This window comes from Paraburkholderia sp. PGU19 (assembly GCF_013426915.1).
Lineage (GTDB): Bacteria > Pseudomonadota > Gammaproteobacteria > Burkholderiales > Burkholderiaceae > Paraburkholderia.
This window is the reverse complement of the sequence record NZ_AP023179.1, coordinates 263,575-281,476: the sequence shown is the minus strand read 5'-3', so window position 1 is coordinate 281,476 and position 17,902 is coordinate 263,575. Positions and strand designations below refer to the sequence as shown.

The following is a 17,902-nucleotide window of genomic DNA, read 5'->3' as shown; positions in this document are numbered from 1 at the left end:
TAGAGCTAGTGCGCTGATTTTTAAGACTATTCTGAAGCGTCGATAGGCGCAGACTTCCGGGTTTCCGGAAATCCGGAATCCGGGCGTCCGGAAACCCGAACGCCCGTATCCAGCAAGGTTAGGGTTAACCCTTGGCGCCTTCTTCGAGCACGAGGAGGTTTTCGTGCGAAAAACCGAGCGCCACCGGCTGACCGCGTTCGGGCAAACGGCGGTTCGGATCGTTGAAGACATCGAGCGAAATCACTTCGTCTTTGACGCGTGTCCGGATGCGCACGATCGCGCCGAGAAAGCTCACGTCTTCGACGGTCGCCGTCAGCGTGTTGCGGCCCGCGGCGGGCGGTTCCAGCACGATCGCCTCCGGGCGCAGCGCGAGCATCCGTTTCTTGCCGGCGTCGTCGGCGGCAAGCGCCTGCGTGGTGTGGAGTTCCTGGCCGTCGACAGCCATCCGGCCCGTCGACGGATCGACCACATGCCCAGACAGAATATTCAACGTGCCGACGAACGACGCAACGAACCGCGTGCGCGGATAGTTGTAGATCTCGAGCGGCGTGCCGACCTGCTCGACGCGGCCTTCGTTCATCACGACGATGCGGTCGGAAATCGACAGCGCTTCTTCCTGATCGTGCGTGACGAAGATCGACGTGATGCCGAGTTCGCGCTGCAGCGCGCGAATATCCTGGCGCAGTGAAATGCGGATCTTCGCGTCGAGCGCCGACAGCGGCTCGTCGAGCAACAGCACTTGCGGCTTGCCCGCGAGCGCACGCGCCAGCGCGACGCGCTGCTGCTGGCCGCCCGACAGTTGCCATGGATACCGCTCGCCCAGATGCGGCAGCTTGATCAGTTGCAGCATCTCATCGACGCGCTGCTTGATCTCGCTTTGCGGACGATGCGCGATCTTCAGCCCGAAGCCGATGTTGTCCGCGACTGTCATGTTCGGAAACAGCGCATACGACTGAAACACCATGCCGACCTTGCGTTGGCGCGTGCGCAGATGCGTCACGTCGCGGCCGTCGAGGCGGATCGTGCCGCGCGTCGGCGATTCGAAGCCCGCGATCATGCGCAGCACCGTTGTCTTGCCGCAGCCCGACGGTCCGAGAAACGTGATGAACTCGCCGCGCTCGATCTTCATGTCGAAGTGATGCAGCGCCGTGTTCGCGCCGAACGTCTTGTGCAGGTTTTCGATCTCAAGAAATGCCATGACGGTGCCTCAATTCAACATCAGGGTTTTTGCGCGGCGAGCGTGCGCGCGGAGCCGAACACCTGGATCAGTCCCATCGACGCCCACGTGACCGCGAACGCGATGATCGCGAGCGCCGACGGTTCGTACGCGCGGTTAGCGCCGATCAGCTGCAGATACGGGCCGAACGCCGGCCGGTCCAGCAGGCTCGCGAGCGTGAACTCGCCGATCACGACCGCAAAGGTGAGAAACGCGCCCGACAGAATGCCCGAGCGGATATTCGGAAAGATCACCTTGAAGAGAATGGTCGGCCAGTTCGCGCCGAGACATTCGGCCGCTTCCGTCAGCGAGCGAATGTCGACGGCGCGCAGGCCGGCATCGACCGCGCGGTACATGTACGGCAGCGACAGCGTCACGTAGCCGAACACGAGCAGCAGATCAGTCGCGCGTTCGTTCGCGGTGAGCGGCAGAATCGAACTGCTGTTGTAGATGCGCAGATAGCCGAACACGATCACGATGGCGGGCACGACGAGCGGCAGCAGCGTGATGAACTCGACAATGCCGCGCAGCTTCGGCAGGCGCAGTTGCACCCAGTATGCCGTCGGCACGACGAGTAGCACGCCGACAACGATCGTCAGCAGCGCCATCAAAATCGAATAACCGAACGACGCCTGAAAATGCGGGTCGCCGAGCACGACCTTGTACGCATCGAAGCTGTACGTGCCGCGGCGCATGCGCAGGCTGAATTCGAAGGTCGCGATCAGCGGAATCAGAAAGTACAGGGAACCGACGATCATCGCCGTCCATGCGCCCACGCGCGATTGTTTGTTCATCGACGGCCCCTTTCGACGCGCGAACGCAGCCAGATATAGCCGCCGTTCGACAGCCCCGTCACGAGAATCATGCCGAGCGCGAGCGCATAGCCGAGATTCTGGTTGTGCAGCACGTCGCCGCGAATCTGCGCATAGAGCAGGATGGTCACGATGTTCAGCGAGCTGCCCGTCAACGCATACGCCGTCGCCACCGCGCCGAACGAGTTCGCGAACAGCAGCAGCGTCGCGCCGAGCACGCTCGGCCACAGCACGGGCAACGCGACATGACGCCAATACTGGTAAGCCGTGCCGCCGAGGCAATCGCACGCCTCGCGCCATTCGCGCTTCAGGCCGTCGAGCGCGGGCGTGATGATCAGCACCATCAACGGAATCTGGAAATACAGGTAGGTGATCGTCAGGCCCCAGAAGCTCAGGATGCTGAAGCCCGTCGAATAGAGATTGATGTCCGCGTACTTCTTCAGCAGCACCGTCACGAGCCCGACGCGTCCCAAGGTGCAGATGAACGCAAACGCGAGCGGCACGCCCGCGAAGTTCGAGGCGACGCCGGAGAACGTCAACAGCGTCGGACGAATCCAGCCTGGCAGCTTGCCGTGCACGGCCGCCCACGCGAGCAGCGAACCGAGCACCGCGCCGCCGAATGCCGAAGCCGCGCTGACCTTGAAGCTGATCCAGTAGGCGTCCATCACGCCTTCCTGGAACAGCTCGCGCATGTTGGCGAACGTGAAGTGGCCTTGCGCGTCCTGGAACGCGCCGACCATCAGGAAGCCCGTCGGCAGAATCAGGAACAGCAGCGCGAAAATAAAGAAGGGCAGCACGCCGATCCATGTCCAGACAGGCGACGTCCGGCCCGGGCCGTCGACCTTCGGCGCAGGTTGCGGCACGGACGGAACCAGCAGGTCCGCCTGACCGCCCGGCCCGGCTCCCGATGAAGCGCTCATAACTCACCCTCGAACAAACTCAACCGCTTCGTCTCGCCGTTCCATCCGGCGCGCGATGCGGACCGAAAGCCTGGCCCGCATCGCATCATGCAGCGCTTACTTGACGTTTGCGCCGACCACGGAGTCCCACTGCTTCGTCACGACTTCCTTTGTCGCGTCCTGCTGCTGCAGCGTCGGGAACACGGCGTTCTTGTACGCCGATGCGGGCGGCAGCTTGTCGAGCAGCGCCTGCGGCACCTTCTTCTGCGACACGAGCTCGTTGTAGCGGATCGGGTGGCAATAGCCCGTCAGCCAGCCGATCTGGCCTTCGTCCGAGTACAGGTATTCCAGCCACAGCTTCGCGGCGTTCGGATGCGGCGCGTAGGCGCTGATCGCCTGCACGTAGACGCCCGCGACGACACCCGTCTTCGGCACGACCACCTGCACCTTCGGGTTGCCCTTCAGCGTGTCGCGATCGGCGAGCGCGTTGTAGTCCCAGCGCACGATGATCGGCGTCGTGCCTTGCGCGAGCGATGCGGCCTTGCCGATCACCGGTACGAAGTTGCCGTTCTTGTTCAGATCGGCGAAGTACTTGAGGCCGGCTTGCGCCGCCTTGCTCGCATCGCCCTTGGCGGCGGAAAGACCGGCCGCGTACACGCCCTGGATTGCCTGGTTCGCCGAGCGCGGATCGCCCGCGAGCGACACGGCGTTCTTGTAGTCGGACTTTTGCAGATCGGCCCAGTCAGTCGGGACCTTGTCGATCATGTCGGCGTTCACTTCGAACGACAGCACGCCGTAATAGTCGCCCGTCCAGTAGCCTTCAGGGTCCTTGTTCTCATTCGCGATCGACTTCCACGTCGCCACCTTGTACGGCTGCAGCAGACCTTGCGCCTTCGCCGCCGGACCGAACGACAGACCGACGTCGATTACATCGGGCGCCTGCGGACCCTTGTTGCCCTTGTTCGCCTTGATCGCTTCGATTTCATCGCCGGACCCGGCATCGGGATTCAGTTCGTTGACCTTGATGCCGTACTTCTTCTGGAAGTCCGCGATCATCGGGCCATAGCCGCACCAGTCGTGCGGCAGCGCGATCACCGTCAACTGTCCTTCCTGCTTCGCCGCTGCGACGAGCGCATCGGGCGGCGCTGCAACGGCATTCCCCGCGGCTGCCACGCCGGCCAGCGCCGACGCCGAAATGAAACAACGCAACGTGGTCGGTTTCATAGTTTTCTCATCCTCTGCCGAAAATTGCTACGTTAGGAAAACTGCATGTCGACGTCTTTCGATGTGCACTTACGCACGCTTCTTTGTCTAGTTCACGACGTCCGCGCCGATCATATCGAGGCGATCGGTACAAATCATGTCAACGCCCCACTTCGCCAGTTCACGCGCGCGCGCCGGATCGTTCACCGTGTATGCGAGTACGCGCAGGCCGGCATCGCGGATCGCGCGGATGTTCTGTTGCGTCAGATGCTTGTGGTTCGCATGCAGCGATACGCAGCCCAGCTCGCGCACGATGGCGAGCCAGTCGTCGGGCAGCGCCTCGAACAACATGCCGCGCGGCAGCGAAGGCGCGGCGTCGCGCGCGGCCTTTAGCGCTTCGAACGAAAACGACGACAGGAGCGGCTTTTGCGCGCGCCACAGGTCTTTGGCCGCGAGCGCGACAAGGCGCCCCGTGATTTCGTCGCGGCCAGGACAAGGCTTGATTTCAATGTTCGCTGCAATCGCTTCAGTCGCGCAGCGCGCCGCCACCTGTGAGAGTGTGGGCAGGCGTTCGTCTGCGAAGCGCGAATCGAACCACCCGCCGGCATCGAGCGATGCCAGTTGATGCCACGTATGCTGCGCGGCCGGGCCGTGGCCGTTGGTCGTGCGGTCGAGGTCGTCGTCGTGCAGCAGGAAGGTCTGGTCGTCGGAAGAGAGCTTCGCGTCGAACTCGATCATCTTGTAGCCGAAACGCGCGCACATCTCGAAGCCCGCGAGCGTGTTCTCCGGCGCGAGCTTGCCGCCGATGCGATGCGCGACGAGCCGTGGATACGGCCAGTCTGCGATTAATGCCTGATCGATCCCGTTGCCCATCGTGCTTGCCTTCACAAAGATCTGATGGAACTGCGGCCTGCGTGCGCCGATGTATCTTATTCTGAGGATCGCGAATGGATGCTCTTCCATCCGCGAAGCGACGCAAGCCTGTCAATGCACGACATCCCGCTTGCCAGGAACATTACCCAGCGGATATTTCATTTCGTTTTCGAAAATGCGCTGTTCGCGATGTTTCAAATCGGGCGCGAATGTCTCAAAATGCGAAGGCTAAATACAAATACCCAAAGTTGCAAGCTCCCAAAAAAATACAACCGCAAAGGACACAGGCAACCCATCTGTCATGCATTTTGACATCGCATCGACATAATCCGTTGGTAGTGGTTTATACCGAAACGCGCGCATGGCAACGGTGCAAAGAGCAAAGCGTGAGCAGCACGCAAAACGTTAAATACGACCAGGCGAGGAACGATACGTATGTGGCAGGAAGACCGTCATCAACGAATACGCGCGCTGCTCTCGACACTCAAACGCGTGTCGACCGAGCGCATCATGGCGGACCTGGGCGTATCGCGCGAAACCGTGCGGCGCGACCTGCTCGATCTCGAAGCGCTCGGCGAGTTGCGCCGCGTGCATGGCGGCGCGATCAAGCCCGCCGACGAGGCGCCCATCTCCGAACGCGCGCAGACGCATGTGAAGTCGAAGAAGGCCATCGCGAAGGCGGCGACGGGAGTGGTCGCGAGCGGACAAACGCTTTTCATCGATGCTGGCACGACCACGGCGGCACTCGCCGATGAACTCGCGAAGCTTGCCAATCTCACCATCATCACCAATTCGATCGATGTCGCGATGAAGATGCGCGGCGCGCCCGACAAACGCGAGGCGTCAGCAAATGAAGTCATTCTGCTAGGCGGCTCGATCAGCGACCGCGCGTTGTCCACCACGGGCGAGACGACGATTCTCGATATCCAGCGCTATCGCGCGGATATTGCGCTGCTGTCGCCTGTTGGCGTCGATCCGAAGCACGGCGCGAGCAATTACGATCGCGCGGAAACGGAAGTCGCGCGCGCGATGGTCGCCAATGCGGATAGCGTCGTGATACTCGCGGACTACAGCAAGATTGGCCAGCGCAGCCGCATCGCATATTGCCCGCCCGAAAAGATCGATCTGCTGATCACCAATCCCAAGGCGACGGAAGTCGCGACGTTCGCGCAACTGAAGCGCAAAGTGGGGAAAGTGATACTTGCGTGATGTCGTGTGTGCGGTGCGTCACATTTGTTGGGGTACCGTGACGCCCGGCACCTCTTCATGCATGCGTTTGCGCAAACGCGTATCGTGCAGCGCGCCTGCCGCGTCGAGTACCGGGTAAGCGGTCGAACAGAACAGCGAGTTGAGCCGCTTCATGTCGCTGATCACATCAAGATGCAGCGCGCTCGTTTCGACGCTGCGCAACGTCTGACCCGCGAGGCGGTCGAGATGCTTGTACGAATACGCGCGCTCGAGATCGCGGAAGCGTTCCTTCTCCGCGAGCAGCAACTCCGCGCAACGCAGATCGTTGTTCAGGAACACCGACATGCCCAGTTGCAGATTACCGACCAGACGCGTATGCAAATCATCGAGTTCGCTCAAGCCCTCTTCCGAAAACGAGAGGCGGTGCGCAATCTTCTTCTCTTCGATATCGGTGACGATGCGCTCGATGATGTCTCCCGCATGTTCGAGGTTGATCGTCAGCGCGATGATATCGGTCCAGCGGCGGCTGTCGGTGTCGTCAAGTTGCTCGCGTGAAATGCGCGCGAGATAGGTTTTGACCTCGGCATACAGATGGTCGACGTCATCGTCCATGCGGATCGTGTCGCGGGCCTTGGTCAGATCGTTGTGATGGATCAGATGCGAGACGTTGTCGAGCATCGCGCGCACGATATCGCCGATGCGCAGCACCTCACGCGCGGCGTTCGACAGCGCGAGTGCAGGCGTGGCAAGTGACGCGGTGTCGAGATGAATCGGACGAAGCTGGCCGTTCGGGTCCGGCCGCTCGGGTAGCACGCGGCAGCACGCACGCGCGACGGTGTCGATCAGCGGCATGCATGCGCAGCAGCGCAGCGTGTTGTAGATCACATGGAAGCCGACTACGGATTCGCGTGGATTGTTGATCAGGACAGGCAAGCCACGCGCGAGCAACGACGTGAACGGCAGGATCAGCAACGCGCCCGCGAGCTTGAACGCGAGGCTGCCGAGCGCAAGCCGACGCGCCGCCGTGTTCTGCGCGACCGTGCCCGCCAGCGCCAGCAGTCCGCTGCCGAGGTTCGCGCCGATCACGAGACACAGCGCCACCTTCAGCGAGATCACGCCCGACGACGCGAGCGTCGCCGTCAACAGCACGGCTGCGAGACTCGAATACGAAATGACGGCGAAGGTCGCGCCGACCAGCGCATCGAGCATCGTGTCGCCCGTCAATGCGCCGAACATGACGCGCACGCCGGCGCCGTGCATCATCGGCTGCGCGGTTTCGACGATCAGATGCAGCGCCAGCAGAATCAGCCCCAGCCCGATTGCCGTGCGGCCGACCTGGCCCAGGCGGTTCTGTTTGCGAGAGAGAAAAAGCGGCACGCCGAAGACGATCAGAAACGGCGACAGCCACGACAGATCGAGTGTGAGAATGCGCGCCATCAGCGCCGTGCCGACATCCGCGCCGAGCATGATGGCGAGGCCGCTTGCGAGCGGCAGCATGCCTTGGGCTGCGAACGACGTGACGATCATCGCCGTGGCATTGCTGCTCTGCACGAGGCTCGTGACGCCGACACCTGCGGCGAATGCCTTTGCACGGCTATTCGTGCTGCGCGCCAGCGCGCGTCGCAGATCGGCGCCCCATACGCGCAGAATACCGGTGCGCACGATATGCGTGCCCCACACCAGCAACGCGACACCCGACAGCAAGTTCAACAGGATCAACATAGGCACGACGCTTCAGGACTTCCGCGATCGCCCGGAAAGCCTGCGTCGTTGTTGCGGGACGCGGGCGTCCGGATCTCTTGATGGCTAGTGTTGCATAGTTTTGCGTTGTTGTAGTTTTGTGTGTTTTGGTTTTTTGTGGCATTTGCAACAAAATGTGTGGAGGGCTGCGCATGCTGGGGTGTGTTTTGGCGGTGCGCGTGCGGTTTTGGGGTTTTTGCTTTTGCGCTGGCATCCGTGATTTGTTAGCTTGCTTCAAGCGTTGCCCCTGTGCGGGGCGACGCTTGAAGCACGAAGGCATAACGCGGATGCCAGCGCAAAAGCAAAAACACCACCAGCAACGTGCGATGAACCAATCGGGATAGGGGCAGGCCTCGCGGCCCGACCCCTCCCACGCCACCGTGCGTACGGGTCCGTACACGGCGGCTCGGATCGGTTAGCCGGCTGGACCGACCGAGGGAAGTCCAAGAGAACGTAGATACCGGTTTGGCAGTGCGAGACCCAGCGCGGGGCTACAACTAAGGCGCCATGCATTGTGCGGCGATCCAACGGTCCGAGCGGCTAGATCACGGCTAACCCCGCGGGCAGTCAGCTCCTTGAAACGGGTCCGGCCACGCTTCCATTGCTTCCAGAAGAAGCAGCGGATGCGGCGACGAATCCATTCATCGAGGCGCTTCAACACGCTTGGGGTTTCGCAGAAACCAAAGTAGCCACGCCAGCCAGTGAGATACCGCTTCAGCGTACCAATCATCTGGTCGACGCTGATGCCTCGTGTGCGCTGTGTCAGTTCCCTTATCCTCTCCTTGAAGCGGGTCAGTGCCTTGGGCGCAATGCGCCGTTTGACCTGTTCCCGGCTCGAGAAGGTAAAACCCAGAAACTTCCGCGTGTGTGGTGGCGCGACTGCGCTCTTCGCTTCGTTGACCGTCAGCTTGAGCTTGCCAGTGAGGAAGGCTTTAAGGCCCATCATCACTCGCTGGCCGGCGCGTTCGCTACGTACGTAGACGTTACAATCGTCGGCGTACCTCACGAACCGCAGTCCGCGTTGCTCAAGCAGCTTGTCAAGATCGTCGAGCATCAGGTTGGATAACAGCGGCGACAGGGGACCGCCTTGTGGCGTGCCTTCGTCCGTTGCACCAACCAGCCCGTGTTCCATCACGCCTGCCGTCAGGAACGCACGGATCAGCTTCAGCATACGCTTGTCGCTGATCCGGCTTGCCACCCGGCTCATCAGGATATCGTGGTTCACGCGGTCAAAGAACTGCGCCAAATCCAGGTCTACCACCCAGCCATGTCCTGCCTGGATGTAGCCCTGCGCGCGCGCCACGGCCTGATGCGCCGAGCGTCCCGGACGGAAGCCATAACTGGAGTCCGAGAACGTCGGGTCCCACTGTCTTTGCAGCACCTGCAATACCGCCTGCTGGACGAGCCGGTTGAGCGCAGAAGGAATGCCGAGCTTGCGCACGCCACCTCCGTCCGGCTTGGGTATCTCGACTCGTCTCACAGGTTGGGGCTTGTACGTGCCGTTCAGCAGCGCGTCCTTTATCGACGGCCAATGCTCACGCAGGTACGCCGGTAATGCCTGAACCGTCATGCCGTCCACGCCCGGTGCACCCTTGTTCGCTTTCACACGCTTCAACGCCTGCTGCAGGTTCTCCCTCTCGCAGACTTCTTCCATCAGTCGGTCACAAGCCGACGGGCTTTCAGGCTCGGGGTCCGCCGCCATAGGTTCAGCCCCTCGATCAGCAACCACCGGGGCTTCACCCCTTCCTCTGCTATCAAGGACGCGATGCCTGCTGCGTTCCCATGTCGAGTTCTCCGGCTTATTCGCCGCTCCTCTCCGTTTGGGCCTTCAGGCGTCGCCGCCCTAATATGCCCGCTGCTGACTCCTGCTCGGCGATCAATAGCCCTTACGAGCCGTTCAGTCCTGATTCCAGGACACCAGGCAGGCCTCCCGGGGTAAGCACAACCGCCTTCGCCACACACCCGCCAGATTTACCACCCCAGCCCTTGATGGTTGTGGACTTCGCGATCATTGGCTCGCTCGTCCGGCCGGGTAGGCCTCGTATCTGGTTTCTGTTCGTCAGGTCGTGGCTTTGCTACGCGCTTCCTTCAGACCCCGCCTCGCGACGACGCCCTTGCGTTTCGCTAGCCCTTCGCCACCATCAGGCTGGGCAGGGGACTTTCACCCCCAAGCTGTTGGGCATGCTCGGCACACCAAAAAAAAGCCCGCTTGCGCGGGCATTTTCAGTCAGACGGCATCAGCCAATAGACAAAGACAAACCTCACACCACGCCGGCATCGTGCGCCTGCACATCAGCGTGATAACTCGACCGCACCATCGCGCCAACCGCCGCATGCGTGAACCCCATCTTGTACGCTTCTTCCTCGTACATCTTGAACGTGTCCGGGTGCACATAGGCACGCACAGGCAGATGGTGCTCCGAAGGCTGCAAGTACTGCCCAATCGTCAGCATATCGACGTTGTGCTCGCGCAGATCACGCATCACCTGAAGGATTTCTTCCTCCGTTTCGCCGAGCCCAACCATCAAACCAGATTTCGTCGCGACGTCCGGATGCAGCGCCTTGAAGTCCTTCAGCAGTTTAAGCGAATGCGCATAATCTGAACCCGGGCGCGCTTCCTTGTACAGACGCGGCACCGTTTCGAGGTTGTGGTTCATCACATCGGGCGGCGCTGCGTTCAGGATGCCGATTGCACGATCGAGACGGCCACGGAAGTCCGGCGTCAGGATTTCGATGCGCGTTTCCGGCGACAGCTCACGCGTCTTCGCGATGCACTCGACGAAGTGCGCCGCACCACCGTCGCGCAGATCGTCGCGATCGACGCTCGTAATCACCACGTACTTCAACTTCAGCGCGGCGATCGTGCGCGCGAGGTTCAGCGGCTCTTCCGGATCGAGCGGGTCGGGACGGCCGTGGCCGACGTCGCAGAACGGGCAGCGGCGCGTGCACTTGTCGCCCATGATCATGAACGTCGCGGTGCCCTTGCCGAAGCACTCGCCGATGTTCGGACAGCTCGCTTCCTCGCACACCGTATGCAAATTGTGCTCACGCAAAATCTGCTTGATCTCATAGAAACGCGAACTGCCCGTCGCCGCCTTCACGCGAATCCAGTCGGGCTTCTTCAGTTTTTCGATCGGAACGATCTTGATCGGAATGCGCGCGGTCTTGGCTTGCGCCTTCTGCTTGGCGGTCGCGTCGTAGGGCGCCGGAGCGGCGGCGTTGACAGGACTCGAGGCTGCGGGATTCGCGGTAACGTCAGTCATTCGTTCGTTCCAGTCAGGCGGTGATGGCACCGGCCTGCGGTAGGCCGACGGCTGCGGGGATGCCGTCGATGTTGGCGATGAGGCTTGCTGCAAGGGTTCGGGCTACGTCGTCCCAGCCGGCTGCGACGCCTAGCGTCGCCATGTCGACTGTTTCGAGCCCCGCGTAACCACATGGGTTGATGGCGAGAAACGGCTGCAGGTCCATTTTCACGTTGAGGCTGACGCCGTGATAACTGCACCCGCTACGGATTTTCAGGCCCAGCGCGGCGATCTTCGCGCCAACGTGCAATCCGGCGTTCGGCTGCTCAGGCGCGACATAGATGCCCGGCGCACCCGCCTTGCGTTCACCGGCCAGATTATACGCCGCGAGTGTGTCAATTACGGCCTGCTCGATCCGCGTCACCAGTTCACGCACCATCAGCTTTCGTCGGCGTAAATCGAGCAGCAGATAGGCGACCACCTGGCCGGGGCCGTGGTACGTGATCTGGCCCCCACGATCGACCTTGACGAGCGGAATGCTGCTGTCGGCAGTGAGCAGATGCGCGGGATCGCCCGCCTGGCCGAGCGTGAAAACGGGAGGATGTTCGACGAGCCAGATTTCGTCAGATGTTTCGGCGGTGCGCGAATCGGTGAACGCGCGCATCGCGTCAAAGCTGGCCTGATAGTCTTCCGAGCCGCGCCAGCGCACGATCACCGGCTGCGCTGAATGGCTTTGCGCTGCGGCGTCGGACGCAACGGCGTCAGGCTGGATGGAACTCGAAGACTCGGGGGACGGTGAAACCGGCGTGGCACACATGATTCCGGCAGTTTACCGAAATCCCGCGCGCCTCGCCGGCCACGCGGGCAATAACTGGGATCAGAAACCGTGATCAGACGGTGCGCCATCCGGCGCGCAGCCATGCGCCAAGGCGTTCGCTGACGCGCGCGGCCCAGTTGAGCGCCTTTTGCTCCGGCCGCGTCGGCACGTAAAACGCAACCCGCGCCTGCGTGCCGCGCTCGACGGACAGCCACAGCCGCTCGCCGCGCCGCAGACGCAGCGTCTTGCCCGGCTCGAGCCAGTAATCTTCGACGTCGTCGCTGCGGGTCGCCCACACCGCGCCGCCAGAAACAGCCAGGCGCGTGCTGCGCGTGATCTTCATCGGAACGGTTTCACCAGCTACGATTTCAAACGTGATGCTAGAGGAAATTTCTCGCATGATGGCCTCGCCAAAAATCGTTTCATGGCTACAATCCTATATGCGACAAGGGTTTACGCCAAACGATCTATTTTCACCCGTATGTGAGAAAAATTGCGATGGACCTCCGCCAGCTACCTGCATTGAACGCGATCAAGGCCTTCGAGGCCGCCGCCCGCCATGAGAGCTTTTCGCGCGCCGCCGACGAGTTGTACGTCACGCACGGCGCCGTCAGCCATCAGATTCGCGCGCTCGAAGAAGAGCTGGGCGTGAAGCTCTTCGCCCGCGATGGCAAGCGCGTGCGGCTAACTGATATCGGCCGCCGCTATGCCGCGCAGGTGCGCACGGCGTTGATCTCGCTGGCGGAAGCGACGCGCGAGATTCGCGCCGGCGACCGCGACCGGCGGCTGGTCGTGTCGATGCTGTCGTCGTTCGCGGCGCGCTGGGTGACGCCGCGCATCGGCCGGTTCATCGAGGCGAATCCGCAGTGGGATCTCGAACTGCTGTCGACCAACGCGCTCACTGATTTCGCCCGCGACGACGTCGATTGCGCGATTCGTTTCGGCAATGGCCCCTATCCGGGGCTGCACGCCGAACTGCTGCTCGAAGAGATGTTCTTCCCGGCGTGCTCGCCGACTTTCAACGGCGGCAATCTGCCGAAAGTGCCCACCGATCTCGCCAACGTTCCGCTCCTGCGCTCCGACGACGAGCTATGGCGTCCGTGGTTCGACGCGGCCGGACTCACGGACTGGCCCGAGCCTAAGCGCGGCGTGCTGTATCAGGATTCGTCGAATCTGCTGCAGGCGGCCATCGACGGCCAGGGAGTCGCGCTGACCCGCCGCTCGCTCGCGATGCACGAAGTCGCAGCGGGCCGGCTAGTGCGGCTGTTCAATATCGATGGACCGAGCCCGTGGCAGTACTACTTCATCTGCACGCCGCAACTCATGCAGACAGCGCGCGTGAAGGCGTTCCGCGACTGGGTGTTCGACGAAGTCGGGCGGTTTCGGATGTTGTTCGAGAGCGCGTGTAGCGAGAGCGCGAAGCGCTCGACGATCGATAAAACGCAGGGAAAGAAAGAGACACAAGCTGAGCAGGACGCATTGCACGTCCGGAAAGCGGCGGCGCAGACGGAGCGCTGAGCGCGCCCGCGTCCGCTCGCCGGAACATCATTTACAGCACCACCTTCACCATCGGGTGCCCGGTCAACGCCCGGTAAATATCATCCAGATGCTCGCGATTCAGCGCGCGCACCGTCACCGTCAAACCGGTGTAGTTGCCGCCGCTCGACGGCCGCACTTCGATACGTTCCGCGTCGAAACCACCGTCAAACTGGCGGATCACCTCGACGATCGTCGTCTGGAACTCGGGGTGCGACTTGCCCATCACCTTGATGGGGAAATCACACGGAAAATCTATCAATGACTCATTCACGGCATTCATGCTCGACTCCTTTACTCACCGCTCGCAATCACCCTATATGACTGCGAGCGGCGAAAAAGCAAGCCGCAGGTTTTCTACCTTTTACCGGCTTACTTCTTCTTGTTGAACATCAGCATCATCGAATCCCACACGCGGCCGACAATGCCCGCCTGCGGCACCGCCTGCAGCGCGACGAGCGGCACCTGCGCGAGCGTCTTGCCGTCGGCGACGAACTTCACGGTGCCGACCTGCTGACCTTCGGCGATCGGCGCGATCAGCGGATCGACGTGCTCGACCTGCGGCTTGGCCTTGTCGGCCATGCCCTTCGGCAGCGTGATGTACTGGTCCGTCTTGACGCCGAGCTTCACGGTATCCTGCGAGCCCTTGTAGACACGCGGCGTCTCGACCACCTGATTCGCCTTGTACAGACGCACCGCGTCGTACGCGGAATAGCCGTAGTTCAGCATCTTCAGGCTGTCCTGCACGCGGTCGTGTTCTTTCTGCTCGCCCATCATCACCGTCACCAGACGACGCGACGCATCGGGCGCGCCCGGCAGCGGACGCTTCGCGCTCGCGATCAGGCAGTAGCCAGCCGCTTGCGTATGACCTGTCTTGAGGCCGTCGACGGTCGGGTCGATCCACAGCAGACGGTTGCGGTTCGGCTGCTTGATCTTGTTATACGTGAATTCCTTGACCGAGAAGATGTTGTAGTAGTCAGGGAAGTCGCGGATCAGACGCGCGGACAGGATGGCGAGGTCGCCCGCCGTCGTGTAGTGCTGCGCGTCGGGCATGCCGTTCACGTCGGCGAAGTGCGTGTTCTTCATGCCGAGCTTCTGCGCTTCCACGTTCATCATGTTGACGAACTGCGCCTCGCTGCCGCCCACCAGTTCAGCCAGCGCGATAGCGGCGTCGTTGCCCGACTGGATGATCATCCCGTAGACGAGATCGTGCACCGTGACAGGCTTGTTCGCCTCGATGAACATGCGCGATTCGTCGTTCTTCACGCGGCGCACGGCCTCGCTCGGATTGATCGACTGATCCATCGTGATCTTCTTGGTCTGCAGCGCCTCGAACGTGAGGTAAGCCGTCATCAGCTTGGTCAGCGACGCCGGTTCGACGCGTTCATCCGGATTGCCCGATGCGAGCACCTGGTTGCTGGTGGCATCGACGAGCACCCACGAGCGCGCGTTCACGCCCGGGGGCGGCACCTGCGCAAACGCCGTGCCGGCGATCAGCGCGGCGGGCAGCGCAAGGCCCAGCGCCAGCTTGCTGGCGACGGATTGCGGAACGAAAGAAGCGAGGCTGGGAAGGCTGACAGAGCCGGGATTCGAAAAGCGCATAGGATCGATTCGGGCAGAAATGGGCTGATGCGCAGGATGCGCAGTTCGGATGTTTCGCGTGATGCCGGACTGGCAGTCGACGCCGCGCGCGAATGTCACAGGCGGTACAGGTGAAAAAGTGACAAAAGCGCGGCACGGCATGTTTTTGACTGCTTGTCAGACTGTCTGTCACGCGGTCGGTTCGCGCAGCGCGCCTCGCATCTCGCGCCGAATCCGCTGCCATGAACTCACGAGCGAGGCGATTCGATCCACCAGACGGGCAATGCTGCGCCCAAAAAAGAGCGCTCATTATACGTGCTGCCGCCTGACAATTTGCCGTACGTCATGGAGTTTTCCCGCATTTTTCGAGGGCTTTTTACAACATGAGCGGCACGCGGCCGCTCATGTTTTCGCGATGCGCCGGCGCCGTGAAATCAGCGCCACGCGTCGACGATGATGCGCTTGAGGATATGCAGCTTGCGATGCAGGAAATGCTCGGCGCCCGGAATCACGACGACGGGCAGTTCCTGCGGCTGCGCCCAGTCGAAAACCGACTGGATGGGCACGGTATCGTCGGTTTCGCCGTGAATCACGAGCGTGTTTTCCGGCACGGGCGCGACTTCCCAGCGGCTCGCCGCCGTGCCCACGAACACCATCCGCTCGATCTCCTGCCCTTCTTCACGCAGCCGCGCGGCGACATGCGACAGCACGAACGTGCCGAACGAAAAGCCCGCGAGCACGAGCGGCAGGTCGGCGTGGCCCGGCTGTTCACGCATGTGGTCGAGCACGGCGCGCAAATCGTCGCGCTCGCCGACGCCCGCGTCATGCGTGCCTTGCGTTTCACCGACACCGCGAAAATTCGAGCGATACGTGATGTAGTTCAGCTGGACCAGCGTGCGCGCGAGCGTCTGCGCGACCTTGTTGTCCATCGTGCCGCCAAACAGCGGATGCGGATGCGCGACCAGCGCGATGCCGCGCGGCGCGGCGCCGCCGTCGCGGCTGGCGTCGGGCACGTCGACGGCGACTTCGATCTTGCCCACCGGGCCGTCGATCAGATATTTCTTCGTGTGTACGTTCATCTTGTATGGACGAGTGACGCGGTTGAAACGGTACGGATCAGCGGTCGATCAGCAGGCGCTCGACGATCTTGCCGTTGGCGAGATGCGAATCGACGATCTCGTCGATATCGCTCTTGTCGACGTATGTGTACCAGACGCCTTCTGGATACACGACGACAGTCGGCCCTTCCTCGCAGCGGTCGAGACACCCCGATTTGTTGATGCGCACCTGGCCGGGACCGGCGAGTCCGAGTTCTTTCACGCGTTTCTTCGCGTATTCCTGCATTTCCTGCGCGCCGCAGTTCGCGCAACTCGGACGCGTTGCGCCCTCTTCGCGCTGATTCAGACAGAAAAAGACGTGATACTTGAAGAAGGAATCCATGATGGCCGACGTGTGAGGTGCGTGGGCGAAGCGCTGCGCATGCATGACGCGGCTCGCCGCAAGCGGGGATAAGAGGTCCCGTCGATTATAACGACGGGGATCGAACATCGCAGATCGCTGCTGGCGTCGATGGCGTCGCTGCAACGGCATCGACCCAGCATGCATGCCCGCTACGCACGCGACCCGCGCCGCTTCGACAGCAATGCGCGTTCCGCCGACAACCCGACCCACACGAGCGCCGCATACGGCCACATCCACGCGAGCCAGCGCGCAAGGCCGTTGAAATGCAGATAGCGGCCTTGCCGCCAGTCGGCGAGCACGACGTCGAAATACGGATTCACAGGCAGCAGATTGACGAACACCAGCGAAACGACCAGCGCGATCGCCGCGAGCGCAACGCGCGAACTGCGCGGCAGCTTCAGCGTCAGCAGCATCGCGATGAAACCGCCGGCGAGACCGATCAGCGCGCCAGGCGTCGCCCAGTTGAACGCGAGGCCCGATTGCGATTGCAGAAACGTCGCGCCCGCCTTGACGGCGAGCGTCGCCACGACGAACGCGATCAGAAGGCGCACGCGCGGCGCGCGCTCGCGCATCGGCAGCGAGGCGAGCGCGCCTGCCGCCAGCAGATTGAGCGCAGTGATCACGGCTTCCCATGCATCGTCGGGCATCCACGCGGCGACGAGCGCAGGCCAAGCCGGCACATGCCACGCGGCGGGCGCCCAGGCGAGCAACGCATCCTGCATCGACGCGTCCGAGCGCAGCCACAGCTCGCGCGGCCATGAGCCCAGGCCGAGCAACAGCGGCGCCGGATACATCGTCGCGAACGGCCAAAGCGCCGCCAGCCCGATCACGGCCGTGCTATCGCGCTCGAACCACAGGAAGCGCATCCGCCGCAGCATGCCGCGATCGAGCAGCGCGCCTGTCAACGGCGACATCAGCGTCGCGCCGAGCAGCGCGCCCAGCGCGTTCGCGGCGAGATCGAGATTCGACGCGACGCGCGTCGGCAGATAGGTTTGCACGGCTTCCATCAAGCCCGACAGCAACGTGCCGAGCCCGAATGCGAAGGCGACGGCAATCGCGCCGCGCCAGCGCGGATACACGGCGAGCACGACCAGCGCGCCGAACGGCATATAGCCGAGCACGTTCGTGACGACATCGAAAGCCGTCAGATACTGCGGGAAAGGATCGAACAGATAGTCGAGCGGACCGATGCCGAGCGAGCGCCAGCCAAAGAACGGATACCACGACCCGTAGACGATCAGCGCCGCATACAGCACCAGCGCCTGCCTCGCAAACGCCGACGGCCGCCGCTGCCACGGCTTGTCAGCCATCCAGCGCTCCCGGGACTGCGCGAC

At 62.4% G+C, this 17,902-nt stretch carries 17 protein-coding genes; 2 read left to right on the top strand and 15 right to left on the bottom strand.

Annotated elements, in window-relative coordinates:
• Positions 1-124: 124 nt before the first annotated feature.
• The 5 genes from H1204_RS01220 to ugpQ all read right to left on the bottom strand — a co-directional run bounded on the left by H1204_RS01220 (position 125) and on the right by ugpQ (position 5,003).
• Entirely contained in the window at positions 125-1,198 is a 1,074-nt protein-coding gene (locus tag H1204_RS01220) for an ABC transporter ATP-binding protein (protein WP_180729483.1), read from the bottom strand.
• Positions 1,199-1,218: 20 nt separating this feature from the next.
• Entirely contained in the window at positions 1,219-2,010 is a 792-nt protein-coding gene (locus H1204_RS01215) for an ABC transporter permease (protein ID WP_180729482.1), read from the bottom strand.
• The gene (locus tag H1204_RS01210) at positions 2,007-2,948 is read right to left on the bottom strand and encodes an ABC transporter permease subunit (protein WP_180729481.1); all 942 of its coding nucleotides are present in this window, start codon (positions 2,946-2,948) and stop codon (positions 2,007-2,009) included. Before H1204_RS01210 ends, H1204_RS01215 begins: the two co-directional genes overlap by 4 nt.
• Before the next feature lie 96 nt (positions 2,949-3,044).
• On the bottom strand, positions 3,045-4,151 hold the full coding sequence (locus tag H1204_RS01205) for an ABC transporter substrate-binding protein (RefSeq protein WP_180729480.1): 1,107 nt from the start codon (positions 4,149-4,151) through the stop codon (positions 3,045-3,047).
• A gap of 87 nt (positions 4,152-4,238) precedes the next feature.
• Positions 4,239-5,003 (bottom strand): glycerophosphodiester phosphodiesterase, encoded by a 765-nt coding sequence (gene ugpQ, locus H1204_RS01200; protein ID WP_180729479.1) that lies wholly within the window; start codon positions 5,001-5,003, stop codon positions 4,239-4,241.
• A gap of 435 nt (positions 5,004-5,438) precedes the next feature.
• On the opposite strand from ugpQ, the gene H1204_RS01195 reads away from it, so the two are divergent.
• Positions 5,439-6,212 (top strand): DeoR/GlpR family DNA-binding transcription regulator, encoded by a 774-nt coding sequence (locus H1204_RS01195; RefSeq protein WP_180729478.1) that lies wholly within the window; start codon positions 5,439-5,441, stop codon positions 6,210-6,212.
• A gap of 18 nt (positions 6,213-6,230) precedes the next feature.
• Here H1204_RS01195 and H1204_RS01190 read toward each other — a convergent pair whose 3' ends face one another.
• The 5 genes from H1204_RS01190 to H1204_RS01170 form a co-directional block, all read right to left on the bottom strand.
• Complete coding sequence (locus H1204_RS01190) at positions 6,231-7,913, bottom strand: Na/Pi cotransporter family protein (protein WP_180729477.1); 1,683 nt, start codon at positions 7,911-7,913, stop codon at positions 6,231-6,233.
• 433 nt (positions 7,914-8,346) lie between these two features.
• Positions 8,347-9,633: a group II intron reverse transcriptase/maturase gene (gene ltrA / locus H1204_RS01185; protein WP_243468538.1), complete on the bottom strand. Its 1,287-nt coding sequence runs from the start codon at positions 9,631-9,633 to the stop codon at positions 8,347-8,349.
• Positions 9,634-10,192: 559 nt separating this feature from the next.
• The gene (lipA, locus tag H1204_RS01180; protein ID WP_180721382.1) at positions 10,193-11,194 is read right to left on the bottom strand and encodes a lipoyl synthase; all 1,002 of its coding nucleotides are present in this window, start codon (positions 11,192-11,194) and stop codon (positions 10,193-10,195) included.
• Positions 11,195-11,207: 13 nt separating this feature from the next.
• On the bottom strand, positions 11,208-11,990 hold the full coding sequence (gene lipB / locus H1204_RS01175) for a lipoyl(octanoyl) transferase LipB (protein WP_180729475.1): 783 nt from the start codon (positions 11,988-11,990) through the stop codon (positions 11,208-11,210).
• Between the two features lie 73 nt (positions 11,991-12,063).
• On the bottom strand, positions 12,064-12,390 hold the full coding sequence (locus tag H1204_RS01170; RefSeq protein ID WP_180729474.1) for a DUF2917 domain-containing protein: 327 nt from the start codon (positions 12,388-12,390) through the stop codon (positions 12,064-12,066).
• A 98-nt stretch (positions 12,391-12,488) separates the two neighbouring features.
• On the opposite strand from H1204_RS01170, the gene H1204_RS01165 reads away from it, so the two are divergent.
• Entirely contained in the window at positions 12,489-13,508 is a 1,020-nt protein-coding gene (locus tag H1204_RS01165) for a transcriptional regulator GcvA (protein WP_180729473.1), read from the top strand.
• A 31-nt stretch (positions 13,509-13,539) separates the two neighbouring features.
• On the opposite strand, the gene H1204_RS01160 is transcribed toward H1204_RS01165, so the two are convergent.
• The 5 genes from H1204_RS01160 to H1204_RS01140 all read right to left on the bottom strand — a co-directional run bounded on the left by H1204_RS01160 (position 13,540) and on the right by H1204_RS01140 (position 17,878).
• Positions 13,540-13,809, bottom strand: coding sequence for a DUF493 family protein (locus tag H1204_RS01160; protein ID WP_180729472.1), 270 nt, complete (start codon positions 13,807-13,809; stop codon positions 13,540-13,542).
• 89 nt (positions 13,810-13,898) lie between these two features.
• The gene (locus tag H1204_RS01155; RefSeq protein WP_180729471.1) at positions 13,899-15,128 is read right to left on the bottom strand and encodes a D-alanyl-D-alanine carboxypeptidase family protein; all 1,230 of its coding nucleotides are present in this window, start codon (positions 15,126-15,128) and stop codon (positions 13,899-13,901) included.
• Positions 15,129-15,541: 413 nt separating this feature from the next.
• Entirely contained in the window at positions 15,542-16,186 is a 645-nt protein-coding gene (locus H1204_RS01150; protein ID WP_180729470.1) for an alpha/beta hydrolase, read from the bottom strand.
• Positions 16,187-16,223: 37 nt separating this feature from the next.
• Entirely contained in the window at positions 16,224-16,547 is a 324-nt protein-coding gene (locus H1204_RS01145) for a (2Fe-2S) ferredoxin domain-containing protein (RefSeq protein ID WP_180729469.1), read from the bottom strand.
• 170 nt (positions 16,548-16,717) lie between these two features.
• Positions 16,718-17,878, bottom strand: a complete 1,161-nt coding sequence (locus H1204_RS01140) for a VanZ family protein (RefSeq protein WP_180729468.1) — start codon at positions 17,876-17,878, stop codon at positions 16,718-16,720.
• Positions 17,879-17,902 lie beyond the last annotated feature (24 nt).